The sequence below is a fragment of the Georgenia halophila genome (assembly GCF_039541595.1).
In genome coordinates, this window is the sequence record NZ_BAABGN010000009.1 from 1 (window position 1) to 23,434 (window position 23,434).

18 protein-coding genes and 1 pseudogene are annotated in these 23,434 nt (G+C 72.1%); 15 read left to right on the forward strand and 4 right to left on the reverse strand.

Annotated elements, in window-relative coordinates; translation table 11 throughout:
• The 7 genes and pseudogenes from ABD907_RS21255 to ABD907_RS10415 form a co-directional block, all read left to right on the forward strand.
• Positions 1 to 109 (forward strand): annotated as a pseudogene (locus tag ABD907_RS21255) (IS110 family transposase); the annotation flags it as partial.
• 14 nt (positions 110 to 123) lie between these two features.
• Positions 124 to 870 carry an MBL fold metallo-hydrolase gene (locus tag ABD907_RS10390; RefSeq protein WP_345216186.1) on the forward strand — a complete coding sequence of 249 codons (747 nt, stop codon included), beginning with the start codon at positions 124 to 126 and terminating at the stop codon, positions 868 to 870.
• Positions 871 to 979: 109 nt separating this feature from the next.
• Positions 980 to 2,332, forward strand: coding sequence for a histidine--tRNA ligase (gene hisS / locus ABD907_RS10395; protein WP_345216187.1), 1,353 nt, complete (start codon positions 980 to 982; stop codon positions 2,330 to 2,332).
• A complete protein-coding gene (locus tag ABD907_RS10400) occupies positions 2,329 to 4,089 on the forward strand; it encodes a dynamin family protein (protein WP_345216188.1) in 1,761 nt (586 codons plus the stop codon). The genes hisS and ABD907_RS10400 overlap by 4 nt, the downstream gene beginning before the upstream one ends.
• Positions 4,086 to 5,792, forward strand: coding sequence for a GTPase (locus tag ABD907_RS10405; protein ID WP_345216189.1), 1,707 nt, complete (start codon positions 4,086 to 4,088; stop codon positions 5,790 to 5,792). Before ABD907_RS10400 ends, ABD907_RS10405 begins: the two co-directional genes overlap by 4 nt.
• 46 nt (positions 5,793 to 5,838) lie before the next feature.
• Positions 5,839 to 6,381 carry a P-loop nucleotide/nucleoside kinase family protein gene (locus ABD907_RS10410; RefSeq protein WP_345216190.1) on the forward strand — a complete coding sequence of 181 codons (543 nt, stop codon included), beginning with the start codon at positions 5,839 to 5,841 and terminating at the stop codon, positions 6,379 to 6,381.
• A 220-nt stretch (positions 6,382 to 6,601) separates the two neighbouring features.
• Entirely contained in the window at positions 6,602 to 9,226 is a 2,625-nt protein-coding gene (locus tag ABD907_RS10415) for an HNH endonuclease signature motif containing protein (RefSeq protein ID WP_345216191.1), read from the forward strand.
• Positions 9,227 to 9,337: 111 nt separating this feature from the next.
• Here the strand turns inward: ABD907_RS10415 and ABD907_RS10420 are convergent, their stop codons facing one another.
• On the reverse strand, positions 9,338 to 11,182 hold the full coding sequence (locus ABD907_RS10420; protein ID WP_486334074.1) for a DEAD/DEAH box helicase: 1,845 nt from the start codon (positions 11,180 to 11,182) through the stop codon (positions 9,338 to 9,340).
• 311 nt (positions 11,183 to 11,493) lie between these two features.
• Between ABD907_RS10420 and aspS the strand changes: the two genes are divergently transcribed.
• The 3 genes from aspS to ABD907_RS10435 are packed head-to-tail and all read left to right on the forward strand — an operon-like array spanning position 11,494 to position 15,323.
• Positions 11,494 to 13,326 carry an aspartate--tRNA ligase gene (aspS, locus tag ABD907_RS10425; RefSeq protein ID WP_345216193.1) on the forward strand — a complete coding sequence of 611 codons (1,833 nt, stop codon included), beginning with the start codon at positions 11,494 to 11,496 and terminating at the stop codon, positions 13,324 to 13,326.
• On the forward strand, positions 13,323 to 14,690 hold the full coding sequence (locus ABD907_RS10430) for a glycoside hydrolase family 3 N-terminal domain-containing protein (RefSeq protein ID WP_345216194.1): 1,368 nt from the start codon (positions 13,323 to 13,325) through the stop codon (positions 14,688 to 14,690). The genes aspS and ABD907_RS10430 overlap by 4 nt, the downstream gene beginning before the upstream one ends.
• A 12-nt stretch (positions 14,691 to 14,702) precedes the next feature.
• Complete coding sequence (locus ABD907_RS10435; RefSeq protein WP_345216195.1) at positions 14,703 to 15,323, forward strand: L-threonylcarbamoyladenylate synthase; 621 nt, start codon at positions 14,703 to 14,705, stop codon at positions 15,321 to 15,323.
• A gap of 81 nt (positions 15,324 to 15,404) precedes the next feature.
• Here the strand turns inward: ABD907_RS10435 and ABD907_RS10440 are convergent, their stop codons facing one another.
• Positions 15,405 to 16,682 (reverse strand): MFS transporter, encoded by a 1,278-nt coding sequence (locus ABD907_RS10440; protein ID WP_345216196.1) that lies wholly within the window; start codon positions 16,680 to 16,682, stop codon positions 15,405 to 15,407.
• A gap of 56 nt (positions 16,683 to 16,738) precedes the next feature.
• Positions 16,739 to 17,287: a hypothetical protein gene (locus ABD907_RS10445; protein ID WP_345216197.1), complete on the reverse strand. Its 549-nt coding sequence runs from the start codon at positions 17,285 to 17,287 to the stop codon at positions 16,739 to 16,741.
• A 138-nt stretch (positions 17,288 to 17,425) separates the two neighbouring features.
• Here ABD907_RS10445 and ABD907_RS10450 point away from each other — a divergent pair, with 138 nt between their 5' ends.
• Entirely contained in the window at positions 17,426 to 18,157 is a 732-nt protein-coding gene (locus ABD907_RS10450; protein ID WP_345216198.1) for an AIM24 family protein, read from the forward strand.
• Between the two features lie 51 nt (positions 18,158 to 18,208).
• Here ABD907_RS10450 and ABD907_RS10455 read toward each other — a convergent pair whose 3' ends face one another.
• The gene (locus tag ABD907_RS10455) at positions 18,209 to 20,491 is read right to left on the reverse strand and encodes an MMPL family transporter (RefSeq protein WP_345216199.1); all 2,283 of its coding nucleotides are present in this window, start codon (positions 20,489 to 20,491) and stop codon (positions 18,209 to 18,211) included.
• 41 nt (positions 20,492 to 20,532) lie between these two features.
• Here ABD907_RS10455 and ABD907_RS10460 point away from each other — a divergent pair, with 41 nt between their 5' ends.
• The 4 genes from ABD907_RS10460 to ABD907_RS10475 all read left to right on the forward strand — a co-directional run bounded on the left by ABD907_RS10460 (position 20,533) and on the right by ABD907_RS10475 (position 23,383).
• On the forward strand, positions 20,533 to 21,894 hold the full coding sequence (locus ABD907_RS10460) for a replication-associated recombination protein A (protein WP_345216200.1): 1,362 nt from the start codon (positions 20,533 to 20,535) through the stop codon (positions 21,892 to 21,894).
• A 141-nt stretch (positions 21,895 to 22,035) separates the two neighbouring features.
• On the forward strand, positions 22,036 to 22,659 hold the full coding sequence (rpsD, locus tag ABD907_RS10465; protein ID WP_345216201.1) for a 30S ribosomal protein S4: 624 nt from the start codon (positions 22,036 to 22,038) through the stop codon (positions 22,657 to 22,659).
• A 155-nt stretch (positions 22,660 to 22,814) separates the two neighbouring features.
• Positions 22,815 to 23,171: a DUF948 domain-containing protein gene (locus ABD907_RS10470; RefSeq protein ID WP_345216202.1), complete on the forward strand. Its 357-nt coding sequence runs from the start codon at positions 22,815 to 22,817 to the stop codon at positions 23,169 to 23,171.
• Positions 23,168 to 23,383 carry a hypothetical protein gene (locus ABD907_RS10475; RefSeq protein ID WP_345216203.1) on the forward strand — a complete coding sequence of 72 codons (216 nt, stop codon included), beginning with the start codon at positions 23,168 to 23,170 and terminating at the stop codon, positions 23,381 to 23,383. Before ABD907_RS10470 ends, ABD907_RS10475 begins: the two co-directional genes overlap by 4 nt.
• The last annotated feature ends 51 nt before the right edge of the window (positions 23,384 to 23,434 follow it).

Sequence of the window (23,434 nt, forward strand, 5' to 3'; positions counted from 1 at the left end):
GACTGAGGCCCTGCGCTGCCTGAAACGCCGACTCGCAAGAGTCGTGTTCAACACCCTGAAGAACAACCAGTCGACCGCCGCCGCACCCACCTACGCGGCAGCGGCTTGACATAGGAGAAACCCATGCTGCTCCGACGAACCACGACGCCCGTGCTCGAGGAAAACTGCTACGTCGTCGCGGCCCGCGAGGGGACCGAGGCGCTGGTCGTCGACCCCGGTTCGGGAACCGCTCCCGAGGTCCGTCGCGTCCTCGCCGAGCACGATCTTCGCGTCGGCGCCGTGGCACTGACCCACGGCCACGCCGACCACGTCTGGGACGCGGCTGCCGTCGCCGGCAGTGCGCCCGTGTACATCGCGGGTCCGGACAGCTACCGGCTTGCCGATCCCGCCCTCGCCCTCGGCGAGCCCCTGGCCACCCTGTTCACCGAGCTCGCCGCCGAGGACTGGAAGCGCCCCGACGACGTACGCCAGCTTCCGGCCGAGGTCCTCACCGGTGGGGGAGCGGAGCTGGTGCCCGGCGTCGGGATCCGTGCCGTCCCTGCGCCCGGACACACGGAGGGCAGCACGATTCTGCTCCTCGGCGGCGACGTTCCGCGCAGCGTCACGGACGACGTCCTCCCGGTCGGCGACGACGTGAGCGTCGAGGGCGGTCTCGTCGCCCTGTGCGGCGACGTCATCTTCGCTGGCTCCGTGGGGCGCACCGACCTTCCCGGCGGCGACGAGAAGGAGATGACGTCGACGCTGCGCACCCTGGCCTCCTCGCTCCCGCCCACGACCATCCTGCTGCCGGGCCACGGACCGGCTACCGTCCTGAGCCGGGAGATCGCGAACAACCCGCACGTGCGGGCCGCCACGGGACGCGGGCGCTGAGGCGCGGCCTGCCGCCGATGCCGCCGGACGAGCCGCCTGCTGAGCACCCGACGACCCGCCCGGTGGGCGGAATCGCCGAGGGGCGAGACGGGATGCGAAGATCAGCGCCATGGCACGTGCGTCATCCTTGTCCGGATTCCCCGAGTGGCTGCCCGACGGTCGCGTCGTCGAGCAGCACGTCCTGGACTCGCTGCGGCGCACCTTCGAGCTGCACGGGTTCGCCGGGATCGAGACTCGCGCCGTCGAGCCGCTCTCCCAGCTGGAGCGCAAGGGCGAGACCTCCAAGGAGGTCTACGTGCTGCGCCGTCTGCAGGACGAGCGAGCGGAACCGGACGCGTCGGGCACCGAGGACGGGCTGGGTCTGCACTTCGACCTGACGGTGCCGTTCGCGCGGTACGTCCTCGAGAATGCCGGGCAGCTCGCCTTCCCGTTCAAGCGCTACCAGATCCAGAAGGTTTGGCGCGGTGAGCGACCCCAGGACGGGCGTTTCCGCGAGTTCACGCAGGCCGACATCGACGTCGTCGGCGCCGACACCCTGCCGTTCCACTTCGAGGCCGAGCTGCCGCTCGTCATGGCGGAGGCGCTGGCTGCGTTGCCCATCCCGCCCGTGCTGATCTCGGTCAACAACCGCAAGGTGGCCCAGGGCTTCTACGAGGCGATCGGTCTGGCCGACGTCGAGGCTGCGCTGCGGGTGATCGACAAGCTCGACAAGATCGGGTCCGACGCCGTTGTCGAGTCCCTGCAGACCGAGGCCGGCGCCACCGCCGACCAGGCACGCGCCGCGCTCGAGCTCGCCGCCATCAAGGGCGACGACCCGTCGGTGGCGGACCGCGTGCGCGCGCTCGGCGCCCGTTCCGAGCTGCTCGACGAGGGCTTGGACGAGCTCGTCCGTCTGCTCGAGGCGGCGCAGCAGGCCTCGCCGGGCACCGTCGTCGCCGACATGAGCATCGCCCGCGGCCTCGACTACTACACCGGCACCGTCTACGAGACCACGCTCGTCGGTCACGAGAACCTGGGCTCGATCTGCTCCGGCGGCCGATACGACTCGTTGGCCTCCGACGGCAAGCGCACCTACCCGGGTGTCGGCCTGTCCATCGGCGTCTCCCGGTTGCTCACCCGCGTCCTCGGCAGGGGCCTGGCCACGGCGAGCAGACCTGTCCCGACGGCGGTGCTCGTCGCCGTGGCGGACGAGGCCGACCGGGCTTCCTCGGACCGGGTCGCGCGCTCCCTTCGGGCACGTGGCATTCCCACCGATGTCGCCCCGACCGCCGCCAAGTTCGGCAAGCAGATCCGCTACGCGGACCGGCGCGGCATCCCGTTCGTCTGGTTCCCGGGAGAGCACCCCGCCGGCGAGGTCAAGGACATCCGTTCCGGCGACCAGGCGCCGGCCGACGCCGAGACCTGGCAGCCGCCCGCGGCCGACCTGTGGCCCCGTGTGCTGGGCCAGGACGAACCGCGATGAGCCTGCCCGCCGGCACCGGCGACGCCGCGCGTGCCGTGCTCGGGGCGCTGGGCGAGCTGCGCGACGTCCTCGAAGGGCTCAACCTGCCGCTCGACGTCGAGGACGCGGCCCACGCGCGCGCCGACCGCCGGGAGGTCCTGGACCAGCTGTCCGACTACGTCATCCCGCGGTACCTCCAGCTGGAGGCTCCGCTGCTGGCCGTCGTCGGCGGCTCCACCGGTGCGGGCAAGTCCACGCTCGTCAACGCGTTGCTGCGAGAGAAGGTGACCGCGGCGTCCGCGATCCGGCCGACCACCCGCCGCCCGTTGCTGGTGCATCACCCGGACGACGCCGCCTGGTTCAGCGACGACCGGATACTTCCCGGACTAGCACGCGTCACCGTCGCGCCCGGGGCGCCGCCCACCCCGCCGGCGGGTGACGAGACGGCGGCGCGCGAGCTCGAGCTGCGCACCTCGACGGCGCTGCCGGCCGGCCTGGCGCTGCTCGACGCTCCGGACATCGACTCCGTGGTCGCCGACAACCGCCAGCTCGCGAATCAGCTGCTGGCCGCCGCCGATCTGTGGGTCTTCGTGACCACCGCGGCCCGGTACGGCGACGCCGTGCCGTGGGCGCTGCTCACCGACGCGGCCGAGCGCCGCATCGTCGTCGCCGTCGTCCTCGACCGGGTCCCGGCGGGAGTCTCGGCAGAGGTCCGACAGGACCTGTCGGCCCGGTTGGAGGAGGAGGGCCTTGGCCGAGCCCCGCTGTTCGTGGTCGGCGAGACAGAGCTCGGCGACGACGGTCTGCTGCCCTCGCAGGACGTCTCCGCCCTGCTCGGATGGTTGCACGGCATCGCCGCCGACGCCGGCTCCCGGGCCGCCGTCGCCCGCCAGACGCTCGGCGGGGCCGTCGACGCCGCGCTCGGGCGATCGATGCTCGTCGCCGACGGCGCTCAGCACCAGACCGTCGCGATGGTGCGGCTCGCCGGTCACGTGGACGAGGCCTATGCGGCTGCGCACCAGCGGATCATGACGGCCACGGCAGACGGCGCGATGCTGCGTGGCGAGGTGCTCGCGCGGTGGCAGGAGTTCGTCGGCACGGGCGAGTTCTTCCGGTCGGTCGAGGCCCACGTGGGCCGGCTCAGGGACAGGGTGGGGAGCTTCTTCCGCGGCCGGCCGGCACCCGTGGACGAGGTCGAGGTCGCGATCGGCACCGGGCTGCAGATACTGCTCGTGGCCGAGAGCGAGCGGGCCGCCGCCGAGGTGGACCATTCGTGGCGACGCGAGCCCGGCGCCCGCGAGGTGCTCGATGCCGCCACGAGGGCACTGCCCGACGAGCAGAGCCTCGCCGCGAGCAGCGCCGACCAGGTGCGCGGCTGGCAGGACGACCTGCTCGCGATGGTGCGCAGCGAGGGGTCCGACAAGCGGCTCACGGCGCGCGTGCTGTCCTTCGGCGTCAACGGGCTCGGCATCGCGCTGATGGTCGTCATGTTCGCCTCGACCGCGGGACTGACGGGTGCCGAGATCGCGATCGCCGGAGGCACCGCCGTCGTGGCGCAGAAGCTGCTCGAGGCCGTCTTCGGCGACGAGGCCGTGCGGCGAATGGCCGCCGCCGCACGCCGCGACCTGCACGGCCGGGCCGGCCGGCTGCTGGCCGACCAGGCGGACGCGTACCGCCGAGCACTGGCCGACACGAGGATCGACCCGTCTGCGGCCGACCGGATCCGAGGCGCCGTGACCGCCGTCAGCGCGGCACGCCGGTCGGAGGCCGGCCTGTGAGGGTCCTGCACCGCCGTCGTGCGGACGACGCCGCCACGCTGCCCGTTGATCTCGACAAGCTCGGGTCGGCGGCCGAGATAGCCGCGGGGCACCTGCCCGCACCGGCCGTCGAGAAGGCGCAGACGCTCGTCCGGCGTGCGGCGGAACGGCAGAATCTCGCCGCAGGCAGGACCGTCGTCGCCCTGCTCGGCGCGACCGGGTCCGGCAAGTCCACGCTGTTCAACGCGCTCGTCGGCCGGGACGTCGCCCCGATGGCGGCGAGGCGGCCGACGACGACTCGTCCGCTGGCGGCCGTGTGGGCGTCCGGGGACGACGGGGACACCGCCGACGCCACCGAGCTCCTCGACTGGCTCGGGGTGCCGGAGCGGACCACCGGCGGGCCCGGAGGCCCCGGCGGCCCCGGAGGTGCCGACGGCCGGGGAGGTCCCGGCAGCGGCCGGGCCGACGGCGAGCTGGCCGGCCTGGTGCTGCTCGACCTGCCGGACATCGACTCGACGGCCCGGGAGCACCGGCAGGTCGCCACCCGGATGGCGGGTTCGGTCGATGTGCTCGTCTGGGTCCTGGACCCGCAGAAGTACGCCGACGCCATCGTGCACCGCGACTACCTGACGCGGATGTCCGCGCACGCCGAGGTCACCCTGGTGGTCCTCAACCAGGTCGACACGCTCGCTGCGGACGAACGCGACGGTGTCCTCCTCGACCTCGACCGGCTGCTCGCTCGCGACGGCCTTCACGACGTGCCCGTGCTGCCGGTCTCCGCGCGCACCGGTGAAGGCCTGGACCTGCTCCGCGAACGCATCAAGACCGTGACCGCGTCGACCCGGGCCACCCGGCTCCGACTCGCGGCGGACGTGCGAACCACCGCCGCGGACCTGCTTCGCACGGCGGAGCTCGAGGGCGACGGCGAGGAGCCGCCCACCACCGTGGGGGAGCGGCCCGCGCGCCGCCTGTCCGCGACCGCTGCCGAGGCTGCCGGTGTGGATGCCGTGCGCGAGGCCGTCCGGGGCGCGTACGTGCGGGCCGCTCGCCGTCGCGTCGGCTGGCCACCCGTGCGCTGGCTCGCACGGCTGCGTCCTGATCCCATCCGCCGTCTGCACCTCGACAAGGTCGGCTCCTCGGAGGCGGCCCTCGCGAGGACGTCGCTACCGGGGCCCACGCCGGTGCAGGAAGCCGCCGTGCGGTCGGCCGCGCACTCGCTCGTGGCGTCCGCGACGACGCATCTGCCCGGCACGTGGCGCGACGACGTCCTCCTGGACGTCGAGGGGCGGATCCCCTCGCTGGTGGACTCGCTCGACCAACGCATCGCGGGCACGGAGCTCGAGCAGACGCGCAGACCGGCGTGGTGGTCGCTCTTCGGGGTGCTGCAGGGACTGTTCTTCGCGGCGGCGCTCGCCGGCGGCGCCTGGCTCGGCACGCTCGCGATGCTCGCGTACCTGCAGATGCCCGAACCCGCCACGCCGATGGCCGGCCCGGTGCCGTGGCCGACTTCGTTGCTGGTCGGGGGCTTGATCATCGGGCTCGTGCTCGCCCTCGTCGGCGGTCTGCTCGCACGGGCGGGGGCACGGCGGCGTGCTCGTCGGGTGGACAGGCGGCTCCGCGCCGAGGTCGACGAGACGGTCCGCGCACAGGTGGTGGCGCCGCTTGAGCGGCAGCTCGACGAGTTCGCGACGTTCCGGCGGATCGTCACGGCGCTGGCCGGTTGACGGACCGACGGTCGAAGGCTGGCTGGCCAGGGCGGGTGAGCTCGACGTGACGGCTCGGGGTGGCGATGTGTCCGGCGAGGTGGCACGGCTGATCGTGGTGGTGGGTAGACCCGGGACCGGGAAGACGACACTCGCCCGGGCGCTGAGCGAGCGGCTGGGCGCTATGTATCTGCGGGTCGATGCGGTCGAGGCGGCGCTACGACGGGTCCAGGGTCACGACCCGGGGGTGGCGGGCTACGCCGTCGTGCACGAGCTGGCCGAGGCGAATCTCCGGCTCGGGCGCGACGTCGTCGTGGACGCCGTCTGCCCGGTTCCGGAGGCGCGTGGCTCCTGGGTGGTGACCGCCGCCGCTGCGGGCGCGGAGGTCACCGTGCTGGTCACGCACCTGCCGGACGACCGGGAGCACGAGCGACGGGTCACGCAACGGCGACCCGACCTCGCCGGCCAGCACGTGCCGACCTGGCCCGAGGTCAGAGCCGCCCGGTGGGAACCGTGGGACAGGGCCCGAGACGGCCCGTCCACCGAGGTGGACACGACGTCGTCCGGTGCGGCGCTGGAGCGGGCGTTGCGGGTGCTTGGTCAGACGTGACATCGATGGCGGAGGACACAGCCGCCTCGAACTCGCGGACCACACGTTCCGGTAGGGGTCAGCTGGGGGCAAGACGTGGCCTGGGACGTCGCTCGTCGCTGCGAGTCTGCGAGGTCGGCTGACAGGACCGGATGCCCCACATCCGCACTCCATGGCCCGTCGGTCCACAGGGGCCTCAGCCGCCGACCGCCGTGTCGGTGGTCGAACGTATATTCGATTCATGGCCACCGACCCCGCGCCGCAGCCGCCCGAGTGCTGCACGGACCCGTTCGGTCCGTGCGAGCACGAGCGCGCGCTGGTGCGGCGCCTGGACGCGGAGATGCGGATGGCGCGAGCCGCCGACGTCGCTCGGATGGGTATACGTGGAGTGGTCGAGCGCGCCGACGCGGGTGATCCGTGGGCCGACGAGGTGTTGGCAGACCTGTTCGGGGGCATCGCACCGGACGAGGACGGCGCCGCGTACGCTCCCGACAAGCTGCCGGTCGACCCGTTGGCTGACGAGTTCGCGGCCGAGGTGCCCGATGGATCCGCACCCGCCGTTCTCACCATGGTCCGTCGAGAGTCGCCCCAAGCTGGCGACTGTGATGAGGCCGGCTTCGACGCGACGGCGTTCTCGCGCGTGCTCCGTGGTGAGTACGGCGAGCTGGTGGGCAAGGCCCACGACGATCAGGTGTCCGCCTCCTTCGGCGTCGGCCTGGTCGCCCTGGCTTCCATGCCTGCTGGTCCCGAGCTTGCCGCAGCGCTGGCCGGAGTCGACATGACGCAGCTGGGACGGGCAGCCCTGGTGGAGGTGATGGCCGCCTTCAAGAGGTTGGAGTCCCAGTTCGCCGGGCAGGCGGCTCAGGCAGCGGCCCAGCTGGCAGCCACGTCACAGATTCATCGCCATCCGACCAACGGGCGCAAGTTCCACGCCGCAGGCGAGGAGATCGCGATGCGACTCGCCGTGTCCCGCCGCGAGGCCAGTCGGATGGTTCGCGTCGGAGCAGGCCTTGGTGACCGGTTCAGCGAGACCGGCGCCGCCCTGGCCGCCGGTGCCATCGACTACCGCAAGGCGGAGACGATCGTGACGACCCTGGACGGCTCGTCTGCCCCGGTGGCGTGGACGGTCGAGCACGATGTGCTCGACCGCGCCGACGGACGGACCCGCGGCCAGATCGAGACCGATCTCCATGACTCCCTCGTATCGGTCGATCCGGAAGACGCCCGGCTCCGCCACACTCGCGCCAGGTCGCGCCGGAGGGTGGAGCGCACGCGCGTGCTGCCCGACGGCATGGGCTCGATCACAGCGGTGCTGCCCGCCGGCGACTGTGTGCTGGTCGACAAGACGTTGGACGCCGTTGCCCACGCCGCCCACAGTGGCGGTGACGTGCGCAGCACCGACCAGCTCAGGGCCGACACCCTCGTGGCGCTCACCCGGGCCGCCATCCACACCGGACGCACCGGTCACCACGCGGAGATGGAGACTGACAGTGCCTGTTGGGACGCCATCAGTGCGAGCCTGGACGACAACCCCGCTGCCACGGCTGAGTGCGGTACCGGCTCGGAGGACGCCCCTGCCCGCCATGGCGAGGGTGGGGCGCACGCCGAGCATCCTGCCCGCACAGAAGTCGGGACTGACGCTTCGGAAACGGGGGAGTCGCCCGCGGCGCCGCAGTGGTGGGAGCGACACAGTCGCCCGCAGCCGCATGACACGGATAGCGGACCCCAACCGGACGGCGGCGGTCAGGCTCCGGCGGAGAGCGACACAGGGGCCGGTCGCACCGCCGATGACGGCGGCAACGGGCAGACCATCGACGTTCCGCCGGGCGTGGTCCCCGACGTTGCGGTGATCTCACCTCTGCTGATGCGGCTCCTGCGCGACCCGTCAGAACGCCTCGGCGTACCGAAGCCGCAGATTCGCGTCACCGTGCCGTTCCGGGTGCTGGTCCCGCCGCACAAGGACGCGGAACCCGGCGATGTGGCGGCGGACAACGGCCAGCAGCAAGGGGCCGCATCCTTCGTCGGGACGACTCTGCCCACGGAGACCGACTCGCCAGGGCACATCGGGCGTGTGCCGGCGGACCGGGGGACGAGTGTGCCCGCCGGGCAGCGAGAAGGCGCAACCGTTCGGCAGGGGAGCAGTCCGTCAGCAGAGCGGCAGAACGACCGGTCGGCCCAACGAGCTAGCGATGAGGCGATCGAAAGCACGAGCGACCTGCCCGGCATCGGCACCCGCGAATCTCCTTCCGAGCTGGCCGCGATCCTGGATGCCGCTTCCCAAGAGGTAGCAGTCCTCGCGGGATACGGCCCGATCGACGACGTCGAGGCACAGGCGCTGGCTGCCGGCGGCGTGCTGCGGCGCATGCTGACCGACCCGATCACGAATGTCCCGATCGAGCTCGGGCGCCGGCGCTACCGACCGCCGCAGGCGTTGCAGGACCTCGTACGCGCCCGTGACCGCACCTGCGCGCGGCCTGGTTGCACCGTGCCGGCCGAGGACTGCGAGATCGACCATACGATCGCCTGGTCCGCTGGTGGCGAGACCGGACCGGGCAACAACAAACCGTTGTGCGGACGCGACCACCTGCTCAAGACGGTGGGTGCCATGCGGGTGAGGCAGCCCAAACCGGGCATCTTCCTCTGGACGACGGCGACCGGCCACACCTACCGCCGCGAGCGCGACGGCACCATCACCCTCATCGCCGTCGACCTGCCCGACGAGGAGCGTCCCGGTGACTACGAGGGACCCAGCCGGACGGCGACCGCCGGTGATGGCCAGCAGCGCCGAGACGCCGACCAGACCGGTCAGGGCGACCCTCTCGCCGAGACGCCGGACGACCTGTGGGAGGACGAACCGCCGTTCTGACCGGAACGCCCTGTTCAGCCGAGAGGGCGCCGCCGGTCTCACCGGTCTCGCACATGACAGAACCCGGCCAGCGCACCGCTGACCGGGTTCCGTCGTGACGAGTGTTGTGCGTCAGGCCTTGCGAGCCTTGGGCCGGCGCGCCTGGGCGCCGTGGGCTGGGCGCGAGGCACGCGGGCCCGAGTCCGGACGGATCTTCAGGCGACGGCCGGCGACCTTGGCGGCACCGATACGTGCGCTCACCTCGGGACTCAGGTCGCCCGAGATCTCCACGAGCGAGAAGCTGGGGTAGATGTCGATCTTCCCGAGCTCGGAGCCGTTCAGGCCGCCCTCGCCAGTGATGGCACCGACGATGGCACCCGGCTGGACGCCGTCCTTGTGGCCGACCTCGACGCGGTAGCGGTTGCCTCCGCCGACGGGACGGCGACCGCCGCGCTCCCCGGATCCGCGGCGAGCCGATGAGCCTTCGTCGAAACGGGCTGCGACGAACGATCCATCGCCGTCGAGCGTCTCCTCGTGGCGCACGCGGCGTCCGTCGTCGTTGCGACGCGGCCCCTCGTCCCCGACCGCCAGGGCCACCAGCGTGGCAGCGACCTCCTCGAGGTCGTTGCCCGTCTCCTCCAGGTGCGCGCGCAGGACGTCGCGGTACATGTCGAGCCGACCGGCCTTCCGGCGGGTCTCGAGCTGCTCGATCAGTACACGCGCCTTGTGCGCGGAAACGTCGGCCGGCGTCGGGACCGTGATCTCTTCGAGCCGCGAGCCGGTGAGTCGCTCGATCTGGGCGAGGCGTCCACGCTCACGCGGCGTCAGGAACAGCAGCGCCTTGCCGCTGCGGCCCGCTCGGCCGGTGCGCCCGATGCGGTGGACGTAGGCATCCGCCTCACGGGGCACGTCGAAGTTCACGACCAGACCGATGCGGTCGACATCGAGCCCGCGCGCCGCGACGTCCGTGGCGACGAGGACGTCGAGGGTGCCGGCACGGAGCCGGCCGATGAGCTTCTCACGCTCCTTCTGCGGGACGTCACCGGACAGACCGGCCGCGGACACGCCGCGCGCGGCGAGCTCGCTCGAGACGTCCTCGACGGCCGCCTTGGTACGCACGAACACGAGCGCAGCGTCGGCGTCGGTGGTGGCGAGGACGCGGGAGAGCGCCCCGACCTTGTGCTGGAACGGCACGACGGCGAAGGTCTGGTGAACCGTCGCGACGGTCGAGGCCGGCCGGGAGACGGTGACCCGGACCGGGTTGTTCAGGTGCGTGTCGGCCACGCGACGGATGGCTGTCGGCATCGTGGCGGAGAACAGCGCCGTGCGCCGGTCGTCGGGCACGTGCGACGCGATGGTCTCGACGTCCTCCGCGAAGCCCATGCGCAGCATCTCGTCGGCCTCGTCGAGGACGAAGAACTTCATGGCACGCAGGTCGAGGCTGCCGCGCTCGAGGAGATCCATGACGCGGCCGGGCGTGCCGACGACGACCTGTGCACCGTCGCGCAGCCCTCGCAGCTGGGGCACGTAGCTCGAGCCGCCGTAGACGGGCAGCACACGCAGGCCGGTGCGGGTGGCGAAGGAGGCGATGGCCTCCGAGACCTGAACGGCGAGCTCACGAGTCGGTGTGAGCACGAGCGCCTGCACCTTGCGCTGGCCCGGGTCGACGGCCGCCAGCAGCGGAAGTCCGAACGCGGCGGTCTTACCGGTGCCGGTCTGAGCGATGCCGACGACGTCACGGCCGGACAGCAGCGTGGGGATCGCCTCGGTCTGGATGTCGGTCGGGATGGTGAAACCGAGCTCTTGGACGGCGGCGAGCAGGTCGTCGGGAAGGCCAAGGTTCGCGAACGTGGCGGGCACCTCGGTCGGCGCAACGGTCGGCGCAACGGTCGCGGCGGCCGGTTCGGCGACGTGGGTGGTCGGCTCGGCGGTCGGAGCGGCGGGCATGGTTGACACAGCGGTCACAGGGAATCTCATCTCACGAGGCGGAGTGTCGGTGGCGACGCAGGTCTGCGAAACACCGGTCCGCTCGTGGGCCCGACATGCGCAACTTCCGCGGAGGGCCTGGTGCGGGGACGTGCACTCCAGGAGGTACCAGTCTACGGGCGGCCAGGCTCGACGGGGCGGTGGAGACTTCGTGACCTTGCCCACCAGCGCCCGCGTACGCCGGCAGTACAGCGCGTACGCGGGCAGTACAGCGCGTACGCCGGCAGGACGGCGTCGGCAACTAAGATCGTCGGCAGCGCCCGCCCGTCTCGCGGTGCGCTCCGCAACCCGGAAGGACTCCCGTGCTCCGCACACACCCCGCAGGTTCGCTGCGCGCCAGCGACATCGGACAGACCGTCACCCTCGCCGGCTGGGTGGACCGCCGGCGTGATCACGGCGGTGTGGCGTTCATCGACCTGCGGGACGCCTCGGGAATCGCCCAGGTGGTGGTCCGCGACGAGGACGTGGCGCACGAGCTGCGAGCCGAGTACGTCCTCCAGGTCGCCGGAGAGGTCGCACGCCGCCCGGAGGGCAACGCCAACCCGAGCCTGCCCACGGGCGCCATCGAGGTCGTGGCGTCCGACGTGGCCGTGCTCAACGCCGCCGCGCCCCTGCCGTTCCAGGTCTCCGAGCACGCCGAGGACTCCGGCCAGGTCGGCGAGGAGGCGCGCCTGCGCCACCGCTACCTCGACCTGCGCCGCCAGGCACCGGGCGAGGCGATCCGGCTGCGCGCCAAGGTCAACCAGGCCGCGCGCCGGGTGCTGGACTCGCACGACTTCGTCGAGATCGAGACGCCCACGCTGACCAGGTCTACCCCAGAGGGTGCGCGTGACTTCCTCGTCCCGGCGCGGCTATCCCCGGGAAGCTGGTACGCGCTCCCGCAGTCGCCCCAGCTGTTCAAGCAGCTCCTCATGGTGGCCGGGATGGAGAAGTACTACCAGATCGCCCGCTGCTACCGCGACGAGGACTTCCGCGCGGACCGGCAGCCGGAGTTCACCCAGCTCGACGTCGAGATGAGCTTCGTGGACCACGACGATGTCATCGAGCTCTCCGAGGAGGTCCTCGGTGAGCTGTGGCGCCTCATCGGCTACGAGATCCCGCGCCCCATCCCGCGCATCACGTACCGCGAGGCCATGGAGAAGTACGGCACCGACAAGCCCGACCTCCGGTTCGGTCTCGAGCTCACCGAGCTCACCGAGTACTTCGCCGAGACCCCGTTCCGGGTCTTCCAGGCGCCCTACGTCGGTGCCGTCGTCATGCCCGGTGGCGCCTCGCAGCCGCGGCGCACCTTCGACGCCTGGCAGGAGTGGGCGAAGCAGCGCGGCGCCAAGGGCCTCGCCTACGTCACGGTCGCCGAAGACGGCACGCTGGCCGGTCCGGTCGCCAAGAACCTCTCCGACGCCGAGCGGGACGGCCTCGCCGCCGCGGCCGGCGCGAACCCCGGGGACTGCGTCTTCTTCGCCGCGGGCAACCCCGCCGCCTCCCGTGCGCTGCTCGGAGCAGCCCGGCTGGAGATCGCCCAGCGTGTCGGCCTGCTCGACGAGAACGCATGGTCCTTCGTGTGGGTCGTGGACGCGCCGATGTTCAAGCCGACCGGAGAGGACGACGACGTCGACCTCGGGCACAGCGCCTGGACGGCCGTGCACCACGCCTTCACCGCGCCCACCCCGCAGTGGCTGGACCGCTTCGACGAGAACCCCGCCGAGGCGCTATCGAACGCCTACGACATCGTCTGCAACGGCAACGAGATCGGTGGTGGCTCGGTCCGTATCCACCAGCGCGAGATCCAGGAACGGGTGTTCGCCGTCATGGGTATCGGGCCGCAGGAGGCGCAGGAGAAGTTCGGGTTTCTTCTCGACGCGTTCCAGTACGGCGCGCCGCCGCACGGCGGCATCGCCTTCGGCTGGGACCGGATCGTGGCGCTGCTCACCGGCTCTGACTCGATCCGCGAGGTCATCGCGTTCCCGAAGTCGGGCGGCGGCTACGACCCGCTGACCGAGGCGCCCGCGCCGATCACGCCGCAGCAGCGCAAGGAGACCGGTGTGGACGCCGCGCCGAAGGACAAGGAGGCCGCGTCGACGGACCAGCGCGCCGACAGCCCCGGTGAGCGTCAGGCGGCCGCCGTCACGCGATGACCCGACGGCTCCTCCCGCTCGCGCTCGCCACGCTCGCCGCCACCACGCTGGCGGCGTGCACGCCGTCCGTACCCGGGCCGACGGCGGAGCCCTCGGCGACGCCGTCCGCCACCGGCACGGGCACGGGCACGGGCACGGGCGAGGCGAGCGCGGCACCATCCCGGTCTCCCACGCCGAGGCCGGCGCCGACCCCGACCGAGCCGGCGGACTTCGCCAACCCCTGGGGGCCCACGCCCCAGGAGGTCGATTCCGCCACCGCGATCGCGGCGCAGATGACGCCGGAGGAGGTCGCCGGACAGGTGATCGTGTCCACCATTCTCGTCCCCGACCCCTCGGCGGTCGCCCAGCACGTGGCGGAGCTCCACCTCGGCGGCGTGATCCTCATGGGCGACGCCGTCACCGGTCTGGACCAGGTCGTGACGCTGACCGACGCGGTCCAGGGCGCCCAGGCGGACGGCGGACGCGACTGGCCTGCGCTCGTCAGCACCGACAACGAGGGTGGCACCGTGCAGCGGCTCGACGCCGCGGCCGGGCCGTGGACGGACTTCCCCGAGTACGCCGTCGCGGGGCAGGCCGTCGCGAACGGCCGCACCGACGTCGTGCGCGACGCCTACGCCGCCATGGCACGCGAGCTGCGCGGCTCCGGTGTGAACACCGACTGGGCACCGGTCGCCGACGTCACCGTGCCCGGGCAGGACGTCACGATCGGCGGCCGGTCGGCCGGCTCCGACGCCGCCGTCGCCGTCGCCGCCGAGACGGTCGGCGCCACCGTGGCCGGATTCCTCGACGAGGCAGTCCTGCCGTCCGCCAAGCACTTCCCGGGTCACGGATCGCTCAGCGTCGACTCCCACGAGAGACTGCCGACCCTGGAGCGCACCGAGGATCAGATCGCCGCCCAGGACCTGCCGCCCTTCGAGGCAGCCGTCCAGGCCGGCACGCCGATGGTGATGATGGGACACATCGAGGTTCGCGCGTGGGATCCCGGCGTCGCCGCGTCCGTCTCACCAGAGGCCTACCGGCGGCTGCGGGAGGACCTCGGCTTCTCCGGTGTCGCCGTCACCGACGGTCTCGACATGGGTGCGTTGACACCGGTCGGCGACCCGGGCGACATCGCCGTGGCCGCCCTCGGGGCGGGTGCCGACCTCCTGCTCGGACCCGCGGATGACGCCACCGCGCACGCCGGCGTGGTCGCCGCCCTGCGTGACGGCACGCTGGACCGCGCCCGGGTCGACGAGGCCGCGGGTCGCGTCATCGCGATGATGCAGCACCAGAGCGAGCTGGCCGAGCAGGCGGGTCCGGTCGGTCCAGACGCCGTCGGCAGCGCCGACGAGCCCGTCGCCGCGCTGTCGGACGCCGCGGACTGATTCACTGGGTCCATGGCTAGGTATCTCGAGATCCATCCCGAAGACCCGCAGCCGCGACTCGTCGGGCAGGCCGTGGACGCCGTCCGAGACGGCGGTCTGATCGCCTACCCGACGGACTCCGGGTACGCCGTCGGGTGCGCGCTCGGCAACAAGGCCGGGCTGGACCGGATCCGCACCCTGCGGCGTCTCGACGCGAAGCACCACTTCACCCTCGTCTGCCGGGACTTCTCGCAGCTCGGGCAGTTCGTCCACGTCGACAACGCGGTGTTCCGGCTCGTGAAGTCGCTGACCCCGGGGCCGTACACCTTCATCCTGCCCGCCACGCCGGAGGTGCCACGGCGGCTGCTGCACCCGAAGAAGCACACGGTGGGCGTCCGGATCCCCGCCCACCGGACCACCCAGGCGCTGCTGGCCGAGCTGGGGGAGCCGCTGCTGTCCTCGACCCTCATCCTCCCGGGACAGGAGGAGCCGCTCTCGGAGGGATGGGTGGTCAAGGACGAGATCGACCATCTCCTCGACGTCATCGTCGACAGCGAGGTCGACTCGACGGAGCCGACGACGGTGGTGGACCTGACGTCCGGCGCACCGGAGGTCATGCGCACCGGCAGCGGTGACACCTCGCGCTTCGAGTAGCGGTCCTCAGCGGTGCGGGTGCTAGCGCCTTGGCGCTGCACTCGGCGCGGGACCTCGGCGTGAACCGTCCGCGCAGGCCGCTCACGGGACCGGGTGACGCGAGTCGTAGGCGAGGAAGCCGCGCTGCCAGCGAGCAAGCAGCACCACCGCCACGACGCACGCCAGCCCGCCGGCCACCACGGCCGTGCCCTCGGTGAGCAGCGTCGCCACGGACCCGGAGACGGTGTCGCCCAGCCGTGGGCCGCCGGCCACCACGACGACGAAAACACCCTGCAGACGCCCCCTCAGGTGGTCGGGGGTCGCCGCCTGCAGGATCGTGGTGCGGAACACGGACGAGACGGAGTCGGCCGCACCGGCCGCGGCCAGGCACGCGGCCGCCACCCACAGAGCGACGGTCGGGTGGAGCACGTTGCCGGCGGCGAGGACCGCGGCGCCGAACCCGACGACCGCACCGCCCCAGCCGACGACCGACACCACCACCGCGCGGCCCTGGTGGACCACACCGCCGAGCGGTCCGGACAGGAGCATCGCGACCATCGCGCCGACCGCGATCGCGGCCGACATGATCCCCACCGTCGCGGCGCCACCACCGAACGCCAGCACCGCGACAGCGGGGAACAGCGCCCGGGGATGGGCGAGGATCATGGCGCAGAAGTCGGCCAGAAAGGTCATCCGGACGTTCGGGCGCGTCGACAGGAACCGCAGCCCTTCGACGACGCTCGAGAGTCCCGGTACCCGGCGCCGCGCGGTCGCGGCATCGACCTCCGGCGGGATCGGGGGCAGCCGGAAAATGCCCCACAGGGCGGCGACGAACAACACCGCGTCGAGGCCGTAGGTGACGGTGTAGCCGTAGAGGTCGACGAGGAACCCTGCGCAGAGCGGGCCGACCGTCATGGCGACGTTCATCCCGACGACGCTCAGGGCGTTCGCCGCGGGCAGCAGCCGAACAGGCAGCAGCCGGGGGTAGATCGCGGAGCGGGCGGGGCTCACGACGGCGAACCCGGCGCTCGACAGCGCCACGAGCCCGTAAAGCACCCACTCGTTGGTGTTGCCCAACGCCGCCTGCACCGTGTTCAGGATCGCCGTCACCCAGAGGAAGAGTCCGGCGACCAGCGCGACGGTGCGGCGATCGTGCGCGTCCACCAGGGCACCGCCGTACAGACCGAGCGCGACGAGCGGCACCAGCGCGAAGATGCCGACCAGGCCGACCGAGAAGGACGAGCCGGTGATGTCGTAGACCTGCAGGCCGATGGTCGTCGTCGCCAGCTGCGTCCCGACGCCCGAGAGCGTGAACCCTGTCCACAGCCGCCGGTAGCGGGCATCGACCCGCAGCGGAGTGAGGTCGAGCAGCAGGGCCACCGTCGAAGGTTAAGCCTCAGGCCGGCGGCGGCCGCTCGCTGTCTCGCGCAGGCAGCTCAGCCCTGGCCCTTCTGCGTCATCCAGGACGGTGGTGGTGGCGAAGCATGCTCGTCGCGCGCGGGGCCGGGGCGCTGTTGCTGTGCCTGTTGCTGTGCCTGCGACTGCTCCGCCGGCTGGGACTGCGGGTGGGCTTGGGACTGCGTGGGGGCTTGGGACTGCGCGTGGGCTTGCGACTGCGCCTCGCCCCGGGGCTGCGTGGAGCCGGGCGGCGGGGGGACGGTCTGACCGGCCGGCGCAGCCGGCGAGCTCGGCGCACCGGGCGCTCCCGGTGCCGGCGGGGGCGCCGTGTGCAGCGAGAAGGACCGGACCGCACCGCGCGAGTCCAGGTCCCGCAGCGCCGCCAGGATCCGCTCACGCTCGCCCGGGGGCACGGGGCGCCCGCTCTCCTCGAGATAGGCGAGCACGCCCAGATCCCGGAAGTACCGTTCGGCGTCACCACCACCGGCTGGCGCTCCCGGTGTATTCAGGCCGGACCCCGCCATCGCGGTGTCCGCCTTCGCCGCCAGGTCGTTCGCCGCGGCTTTGGCCTTGTCGAGAAAACCCATGTCGAACATCTCCCTCGGTCGCGCCCCGTGACGCCCGCCAACTTCCGGTTCCGAACAGTACTCACGCCGGCAAGCGCATCGATAAGGTCCAAGTGACCCGGGCCACCGCCCGCCGTGAATACCAGAAGGAGACCACACATGGCCGTCCACGGCTCACTGTTCAGCGACTTCCAGGAGACCCGGTCTCAGGACCCCTTCACGCTCCAGAACAAGAAGTTGCTGAAGATTCAGATGGGTTACGGCCCCGTATGGGCGAAGAGCGGCTCGATGGTGGCCTACCAGGGCGACGTGCGCTTCGAGAACAAGGGCTCCGGCGGCTTGAGCAGGATGGTGAAGTCGGCGGTCACCGGTGAGGGTGTCGAGCTGATGCAGTGCTCCGGCCAGGGCGAGGTCTTCGTCGCCGACAACGCCAGCGAGGTCCAGGTCATATACCTGGAGAACGACTCCATCTCCGTCAACGGCAACAACGTCCTCGCCTTCTCCTCCTCGATCAACTGGGACATCCATCGCATCCAGGCCCGTGGTGGCGCGATGACCGGCGGAATGTACAACGTGTCGCTGCAGGGCACCGGCTACGTGGCCGTGACCACGAAGGGCGACCCGATCGCTCTGGACGTCGCGGGCTCGCCCACGTTCGCCGACGCGCAGGCCGTCGTGCTCTGGACGGCGGGCGTGAGCATGGACGTCCGGGTGGACACCGGCGGCCTGAAGTCGTTGGTGCGTGGCGGCACCGGGGAGATGCTCCAGATGGCTTTCGGCGGTCAGGGATACGTCCTGGTCCAGCCCGCCGAGTCGGTCGTCGAGGGCGGCCACCAGTCCAACGGGAACCAGAGCTCCAGCGGCGGCCTCTCGAACCTGTTCGGCGGCTGACCGGTCCCGCAGGCCGCGCCCAGCCGGCTCAGTGCACGACGCCCAGCCGGCTCAGTGCACGACGCCCAGCCGGGCGTACAACCGCCGCAGCGGGGCCGGCGCCCACCAGTTCCATCGGCCCAGCAGGGTCATGGTCGCCGGCACGAGGAGCATCCGAACCACCGTGGCGTCGACCAGGACCGTCACCGCCAGCGCGAGGCCGACCTGCTTGATGACCACGAGATCGCCCGCGACGAAGCCCCCGAAGACGGCGATCATGATGACGGCGGCCGAGGTGATGATGCGGCCGGAGCGCTGCAGACCGTGCTCCACGGCCGCGTCGTTGCCGGCTCCGGCGTCCCAGTACTCCTTGATCCGCGCCAGCAGGAACACCTCGTAGTCCATCGCCAGGCCGAAGCCGAACGCCACCACGACCGCGACCACATAGGACTCCAGGCCCGCCACCGGGTCGAAGCCCAGCAGCCCGCTGAGATGGCCCTCCTGGAACACCCAGACCGTCACCCCGAGCGAGGCGATCAGCGACAGCGAGTTCACCAGCAAGCCCTTGAGCGGGACCAGCAGCGAGCCCGTCATCAGGAAGAGCAGCACGAAGATCGCGGCGACCACCACGGCGCCCGCGAGCGGCAGCCCGTCCAGCAGCGCCTGGTTGAAGTCCGTCTGCACGGCCGCCTGGCCGGTCACCCACGTCTCGAACCCCGGTTCCATGGCACGCAGATCCTCGACGACGGCGACCGCCTCCTCGCCGGACGCGTCGCCGCCGGAGACGAAGACCGGCAGCACCGCGTGATCACCGGCCTGGCGGTCACCGGCCTCGGCGGGCTCCCCGACGCGCTCCACGCCGGGGAGGTCTGCCACCTCGTCCGCCCATGCATCGAGGTCATCCGTGCCCGTCCCGGCAACGGCATAGATCTCGGGCGAGCGGGCCAGCGGGTACTCCGCGGACATGACCTCGGTGAACTCACGCTGCTCGCTCCCCGCGGGCAGCATCTGGGCCATCGAGCTGCGCATGCTCAGACCCGTCACCGGGGAGGCGAGAAGGACCAGCAGCGCGAACGAGCCGAGCATGACCAGCCAGGGACGCCGCTGCACGCCGCGGGCGAGTCGGGAGAAGGCCCCGTCGCGCGGGGAGACGTCGCCGAGACCCCGGACGAGGCCCCGCATCCCGGGAACGCGAGACAGGGCGGAGGGGCGCGTCATGCGGTCACCGAGCAGCACGAGAACCGCGGGCACGAGCGTCACCGCGCACGCCACCGCGAGGAGCACGGCGGCGATACCGGCCGCGGCGATGGCCCGCAGCATCTCGGGCCGCATGAGCAGCAGCCCGGTCACCGCCAGCGCCACGGTGAGTGCCGAGAACGTCACGGTCCGGCCCGCGCTGGCGATCGTGGCCCGAACCGCCTCGAGCAGGACGGGGTCGCGGCCACGGCCGCGTCGCCGTCGTCCGCCGCCGGCGCCGTCCGCCGTCGCGCCGCCCACCGCCGGCGTGCCCAGGCGGTGCAGCTCCTCGCGGTACCGGGAGACGACCAGCAGCCCGTAGTCGATGGACAGCGCCAGGCTCATCAGGGTGATGACGTTGACCACCACCGAGTCCAGATCGATCACGTACGACAGCCCCAGCAGGATGCCGAGGCCACCGACGATCGAGACGAGCGAGCCGAGGAGCGGCAGGCCCGCGGCGAGGAAGCCGCCGAAGACGACGACCATGATGACCAGCGCGACCGGAAGTGCGACGGCCTCCCCGGTGACGAGGTCCTCCTCCATCTGGCCGACGATCGCGTCGGCGACCAGCGTCCCGGACCCGACGACCCCGCCGGCTCCCGGCGCCTCGGGCGCCAACGCGCCCGGGACGTCACGCAGGATCTCGACGACCGTGTCGTGGACCTCCTCGCTCGCGCCGGCCTCGAGCGTCACCACGACGAGGAACCCGTCGCGCTCGGTGGAGACCAGAGCCTCGGCGGCCGGGTCGTCGAGCATCTCCGGAAAGGTGAACGGGGACACCACGGACTCGACGCCGTCCGCCTCGACGAGATCGGCGCGGACCGGGTCGAGCTCCTCGGCGAGGGCCGCCCACCGCTGCCTGCCGCCGTCGAGGTCGACGTTCTCGACGGCCAGGGTGACCTGCTCGGACCGGGGCCCCTGCTCGTCGAGGATCTCCTGCCCGGCCGCGCTCTCCGACCCGGCCACCGCCGGGGCGCCGGCCTGCAGGCGAGCAAAGAGCCCGTCGCCGCCGAGACCCGTCAGCGCCGTGACACCGCAGAGGACGGCGAGCACGGCCCAGGTGGCGACGACGAAGCGGGGACGGCGAGCGACCAGGCGACCGAGGACCTCGAACACGCGCGTCAGTCTCGCACCGTCGCGCCCCATAGCCTGTACGGGTGGATCTGTTCGACGCTGCCGGCTCGGACGACGCCGGTGTGCCCGCCGCCCGTGCGTCGTCGCCTCTGGCCGTACGCATGCGCCCGGCGTCCCTGGACGAGGTCCTAGGGCAGGAGCACCTGCTCGAGCCCGGCAGCCCGCTGCGGCGGCTGGTCGAGCCGGCGCCTGCGGGCCGCAGGCAGGGGATCTCGGCCGCGTCCGTCGTGCTGTGGGGGCCGCCGGGGACCGGCAAGACGACCCTCGGGTACCTCGTCGCCCACACGTCGGGGCGGCGCTTCACCGAGCTGTCGGCCGTGACCGCGGGCGTCAAGGACGTCCGCACGGTCATCGACGACGCCAGGCGCCGCCTCGTCACCTCGGGGGAGGAGACGGTGCTCTTCATCGACGAGGTCCACCGCTTCTCCAAGACCCAGCAGGACGCCCTGCTCCCGGCCGTGGAGAACCGGTGGGTGACACTCGTCGCGGCGACCACCGAGAACCCGAGCTTCTCGGTCATCTCGCCGCTGCTGTCCCGGTCGCTGATGCTCACGCTCCGGCCGCTCACCGAGGCTCACGTGCGAGAGCTGGTCCGCCGCGCCCAGACCGACGCTCGCGGGCTGGACGGCGCCCTCACCCTCGACGACGACGCCGAGGACCACCTGGTCCGTCTCGCCGGGGCCGACGCCCGCAAGGCCCTGACCATCCTCGAGGCGGCCGCCGGCTCGGCCGACGCGGCGGGGGACCAGGCGATCACCCTTCAGGCCGTCGAGCGCGCCATCGACGTCGCCGCCGTGCGCTACGACCGCGCGGGCGACCAGCACTACGACGTCATCTCGGCGTTCATCAAGTCGATGCGTGGCTCCGACGTCGACGCCGCCCTGCACTACCTCGCGCGGATGGTGGTCGCGGGCGAGGACCCGCGGTTCATCGCCCGCCGCATCGTCATCGCGGCCGCGGAGGAGGTGGGGATGGCCGACCCGACGGCGCTCCAGACCGCCGTCGCGGCGGCCCAGGCCGTCGCACTCATCGGGATGCCCGAAGCACGGATCATCCTCGGCCAGGCCGTCGTGCACGTCGCCACCGCGCCGAAGTCGAACGGTTCGTACAAGGCGCTGGACGCTGCCATCGCGGACGTGCGCGCCGGCAAGGTCGGGCCGGTACCCCCGCACCTGCGCGACTCGCACTACCCGGGCGCCGAGGGGATGGGGCACGGAGTGGGCTACGCCTACGCCCACGACGCGCCGCACGGCATCGCCGCACAGCAGTACGCCCCGGACGACCTCGTCGGCACGCGGTACTACACCCCCACCACGCACGGCCATGAGCGGGAGATCACATCCCGGCTGGAACGGATCCGCGAGCTCCTCGACCCCGGCACCTGAGCGCCGGTGCTAGCATTGTCCGGCTGCGCGGAACCGTCATGGTCCCGGCAGCCACCTGGGGTCCTGGCCACACGGTCGACCCCACGCCGCCCGTTCCCGGAGCGGTGTGACGTTCCCGAACAACGACAGGAAGTTTCCCGCATGGCAATCTCCCGCACGCGCCGCCAGGTGCGTCTTTCCCGGTCCCTGGGTATCGCCCTGACCCCCAAGGCCGTCAAGTACTTCGAGAAGCGCCCGTACGGGCCCGGCGAGCACGGCCGTGCACGCCGGCGCACCGAGTCGGACTACGCCGTTCGTCTCAAGGAGAAGCAGCGTCTGCGCGCCCAGTACGGCCTTCGGGAGGCCCAGCTGCAGCGCGTCTTCGACGAGGCCCGTCGTGAGCAGGCCCTGACCGGTGAGTCGCTCGTCGAGCTCCTGGAGATGCGTCTCGACGCCCTCGTGCTGCGTTCCGGTTTCGCCCGCACGATCGCTCAGGCTCGCCAGGCGGTCGTGCACCGCCACATCATGGTCGACGGCAAGCTCGTCGACCGCCCGTCCTTCCGGGTCAAGCCGGGCCAGGTCATGCAGGTCAAGCCCCGCTCCCAGGCGACCGTGCCGTTCCAGGTGGCCGCCGCGGGCGCCCACCGCGACGTGCTGCCCAACGTGCCGGCCTACCTCGAGGTCCAGATCGAGAAGCTGCGCGCCGAGCTCGTCCGCCGCCCGAAGCGTGTCGAGGTCCCCGTGACCTGCAACGAGCAGCTGGTCGTCGAGTACTACTCGCGCTGATCTGCTCGCCTGCTCCACGCTGCGCCCCGGGCAGCCGGCCCTGCCGGTTTCCTGGGGCGCAGCCGTAGGAGGGTAGGTTTCCTGTGGCGCAGCCGTAGGAGGGTAGATTCTCGCTGGTCGGCAGCCGCCGGCCGGCCAACGAGGGAGGAGCTCACATGTCCGTCGGTGATCTTGCCGGCCTCATCGCCGCGCTGGCGTTCGTGGTCCTCGTGGTCCTCGTGGCCGTACCGCTCCTCAAGCTCGGCAGCGTGCTGGAGGAGACCCGCGGCACGGTTCGCCGCATCACCGAGCACACGCTCCCGGCCATCGACGAGGCGGTGGAGACGATCCGGTCCGCCAACGGCCAGCTCGCCAAGGTGGACACCGTCACCACCTCGGCCACCCGCGTCACCGAGGACGTGTCCGCCCTGACCACGCTGGTCTCCGCCACGGTCGGTGGTCCTCTCATCAAGCTGTCCGCCTTCTCCTACGCGGTGCGCAGCGTCCTGCGGCGGAAGGGCGCGGGCACATGAGCGCCCTCCTGGACCGCCTGCGCAGCTTGCCGCGGGACTTCGCCGCCGCCTACCGGGAGCGGGAGACGGAGCTGCGTGCGGCTCTGCTGCCGGACGACGACGCCGTCACCGACGCCCGTGCCGCCGTCGCCGCCCGGCGCGCCGCCTCCGCACGGCACTCCATGTACGCGACGAACGAGCCGGACGACGACATCTCCGCCGTTCCGTACTGAGCCACCGACCGATCGACATCCCCCGGACCCTCCCCGGCACACTGAAGGAAC

Bases quoted from the DNA above. Each gene is read 5' to 3' on its own strand.
- ABD907_RS10430 (WP_345216194.1), top strand. From the start codon at position 13,323: ATGACCCGACGGCTCCTCCCGCTCGCGCTCGCCACGCTCGCCGCCACC.
- ABD907_RS10450 (WP_345216198.1), top strand. From the start codon at position 17,426: ATGGCCGTCCACGGCTCACTGTTCAGCGACTTCCAGGAGACCCGGTCT.
- ABD907_RS10475 (WP_345216203.1), top strand. From the start codon at position 23,168: ATGAGCGCCCTCCTGGACCGCCTGCGCAGCTTGCCGCGGGACTTCGCC.
- ABD907_RS10470 (WP_345216202.1), top strand. From the start codon at position 22,815: ATGTCCGTCGGTGATCTTGCCGGCCTCATCGCCGCGCTGGCGTTCGTG.
- hisS (WP_345216187.1), top strand. From the start codon at position 980: ATGGCACGTGCGTCATCCTTGTCCGGATTCCCCGAGTGGCTGCCCGAC.
- ABD907_RS10415 (WP_345216191.1), top strand. From the start codon at position 6,602: ATGGCCACCGACCCCGCGCCGCAGCCGCCCGAGTGCTGCACGGACCCG.
- ABD907_RS10420 (WP_486334074.1), bottom strand. From the start codon at position 11,182: ATGAGATTCCCTGTGACCGCTGTGTCAACCATGCCCGCCGCTCCGACC.
- ABD907_RS10435 (WP_345216195.1), top strand. From the start codon at position 14,703: ATGGCTAGGTATCTCGAGATCCATCCCGAAGACCCGCAGCCGCGACTC.
- ABD907_RS10445 (WP_345216197.1), bottom strand. From the start codon at position 17,287: ATGGGTTTTCTCGACAAGGCCAAAGCCGCGGCGAACGACCTGGCGGCG.
- rpsD (WP_345216201.1), top strand. From the start codon at position 22,036: ATGGCAATCTCCCGCACGCGCCGCCAGGTGCGTCTTTCCCGGTCCCTG.
- ABD907_RS10390 (WP_345216186.1), top strand. From the start codon at position 124: ATGCTGCTCCGACGAACCACGACGCCCGTGCTCGAGGAAAACTGCTAC.
- ABD907_RS10400 (WP_345216188.1), top strand. From the start codon at position 2,329: ATGAGCCTGCCCGCCGGCACCGGCGACGCCGCGCGTGCCGTGCTCGGG.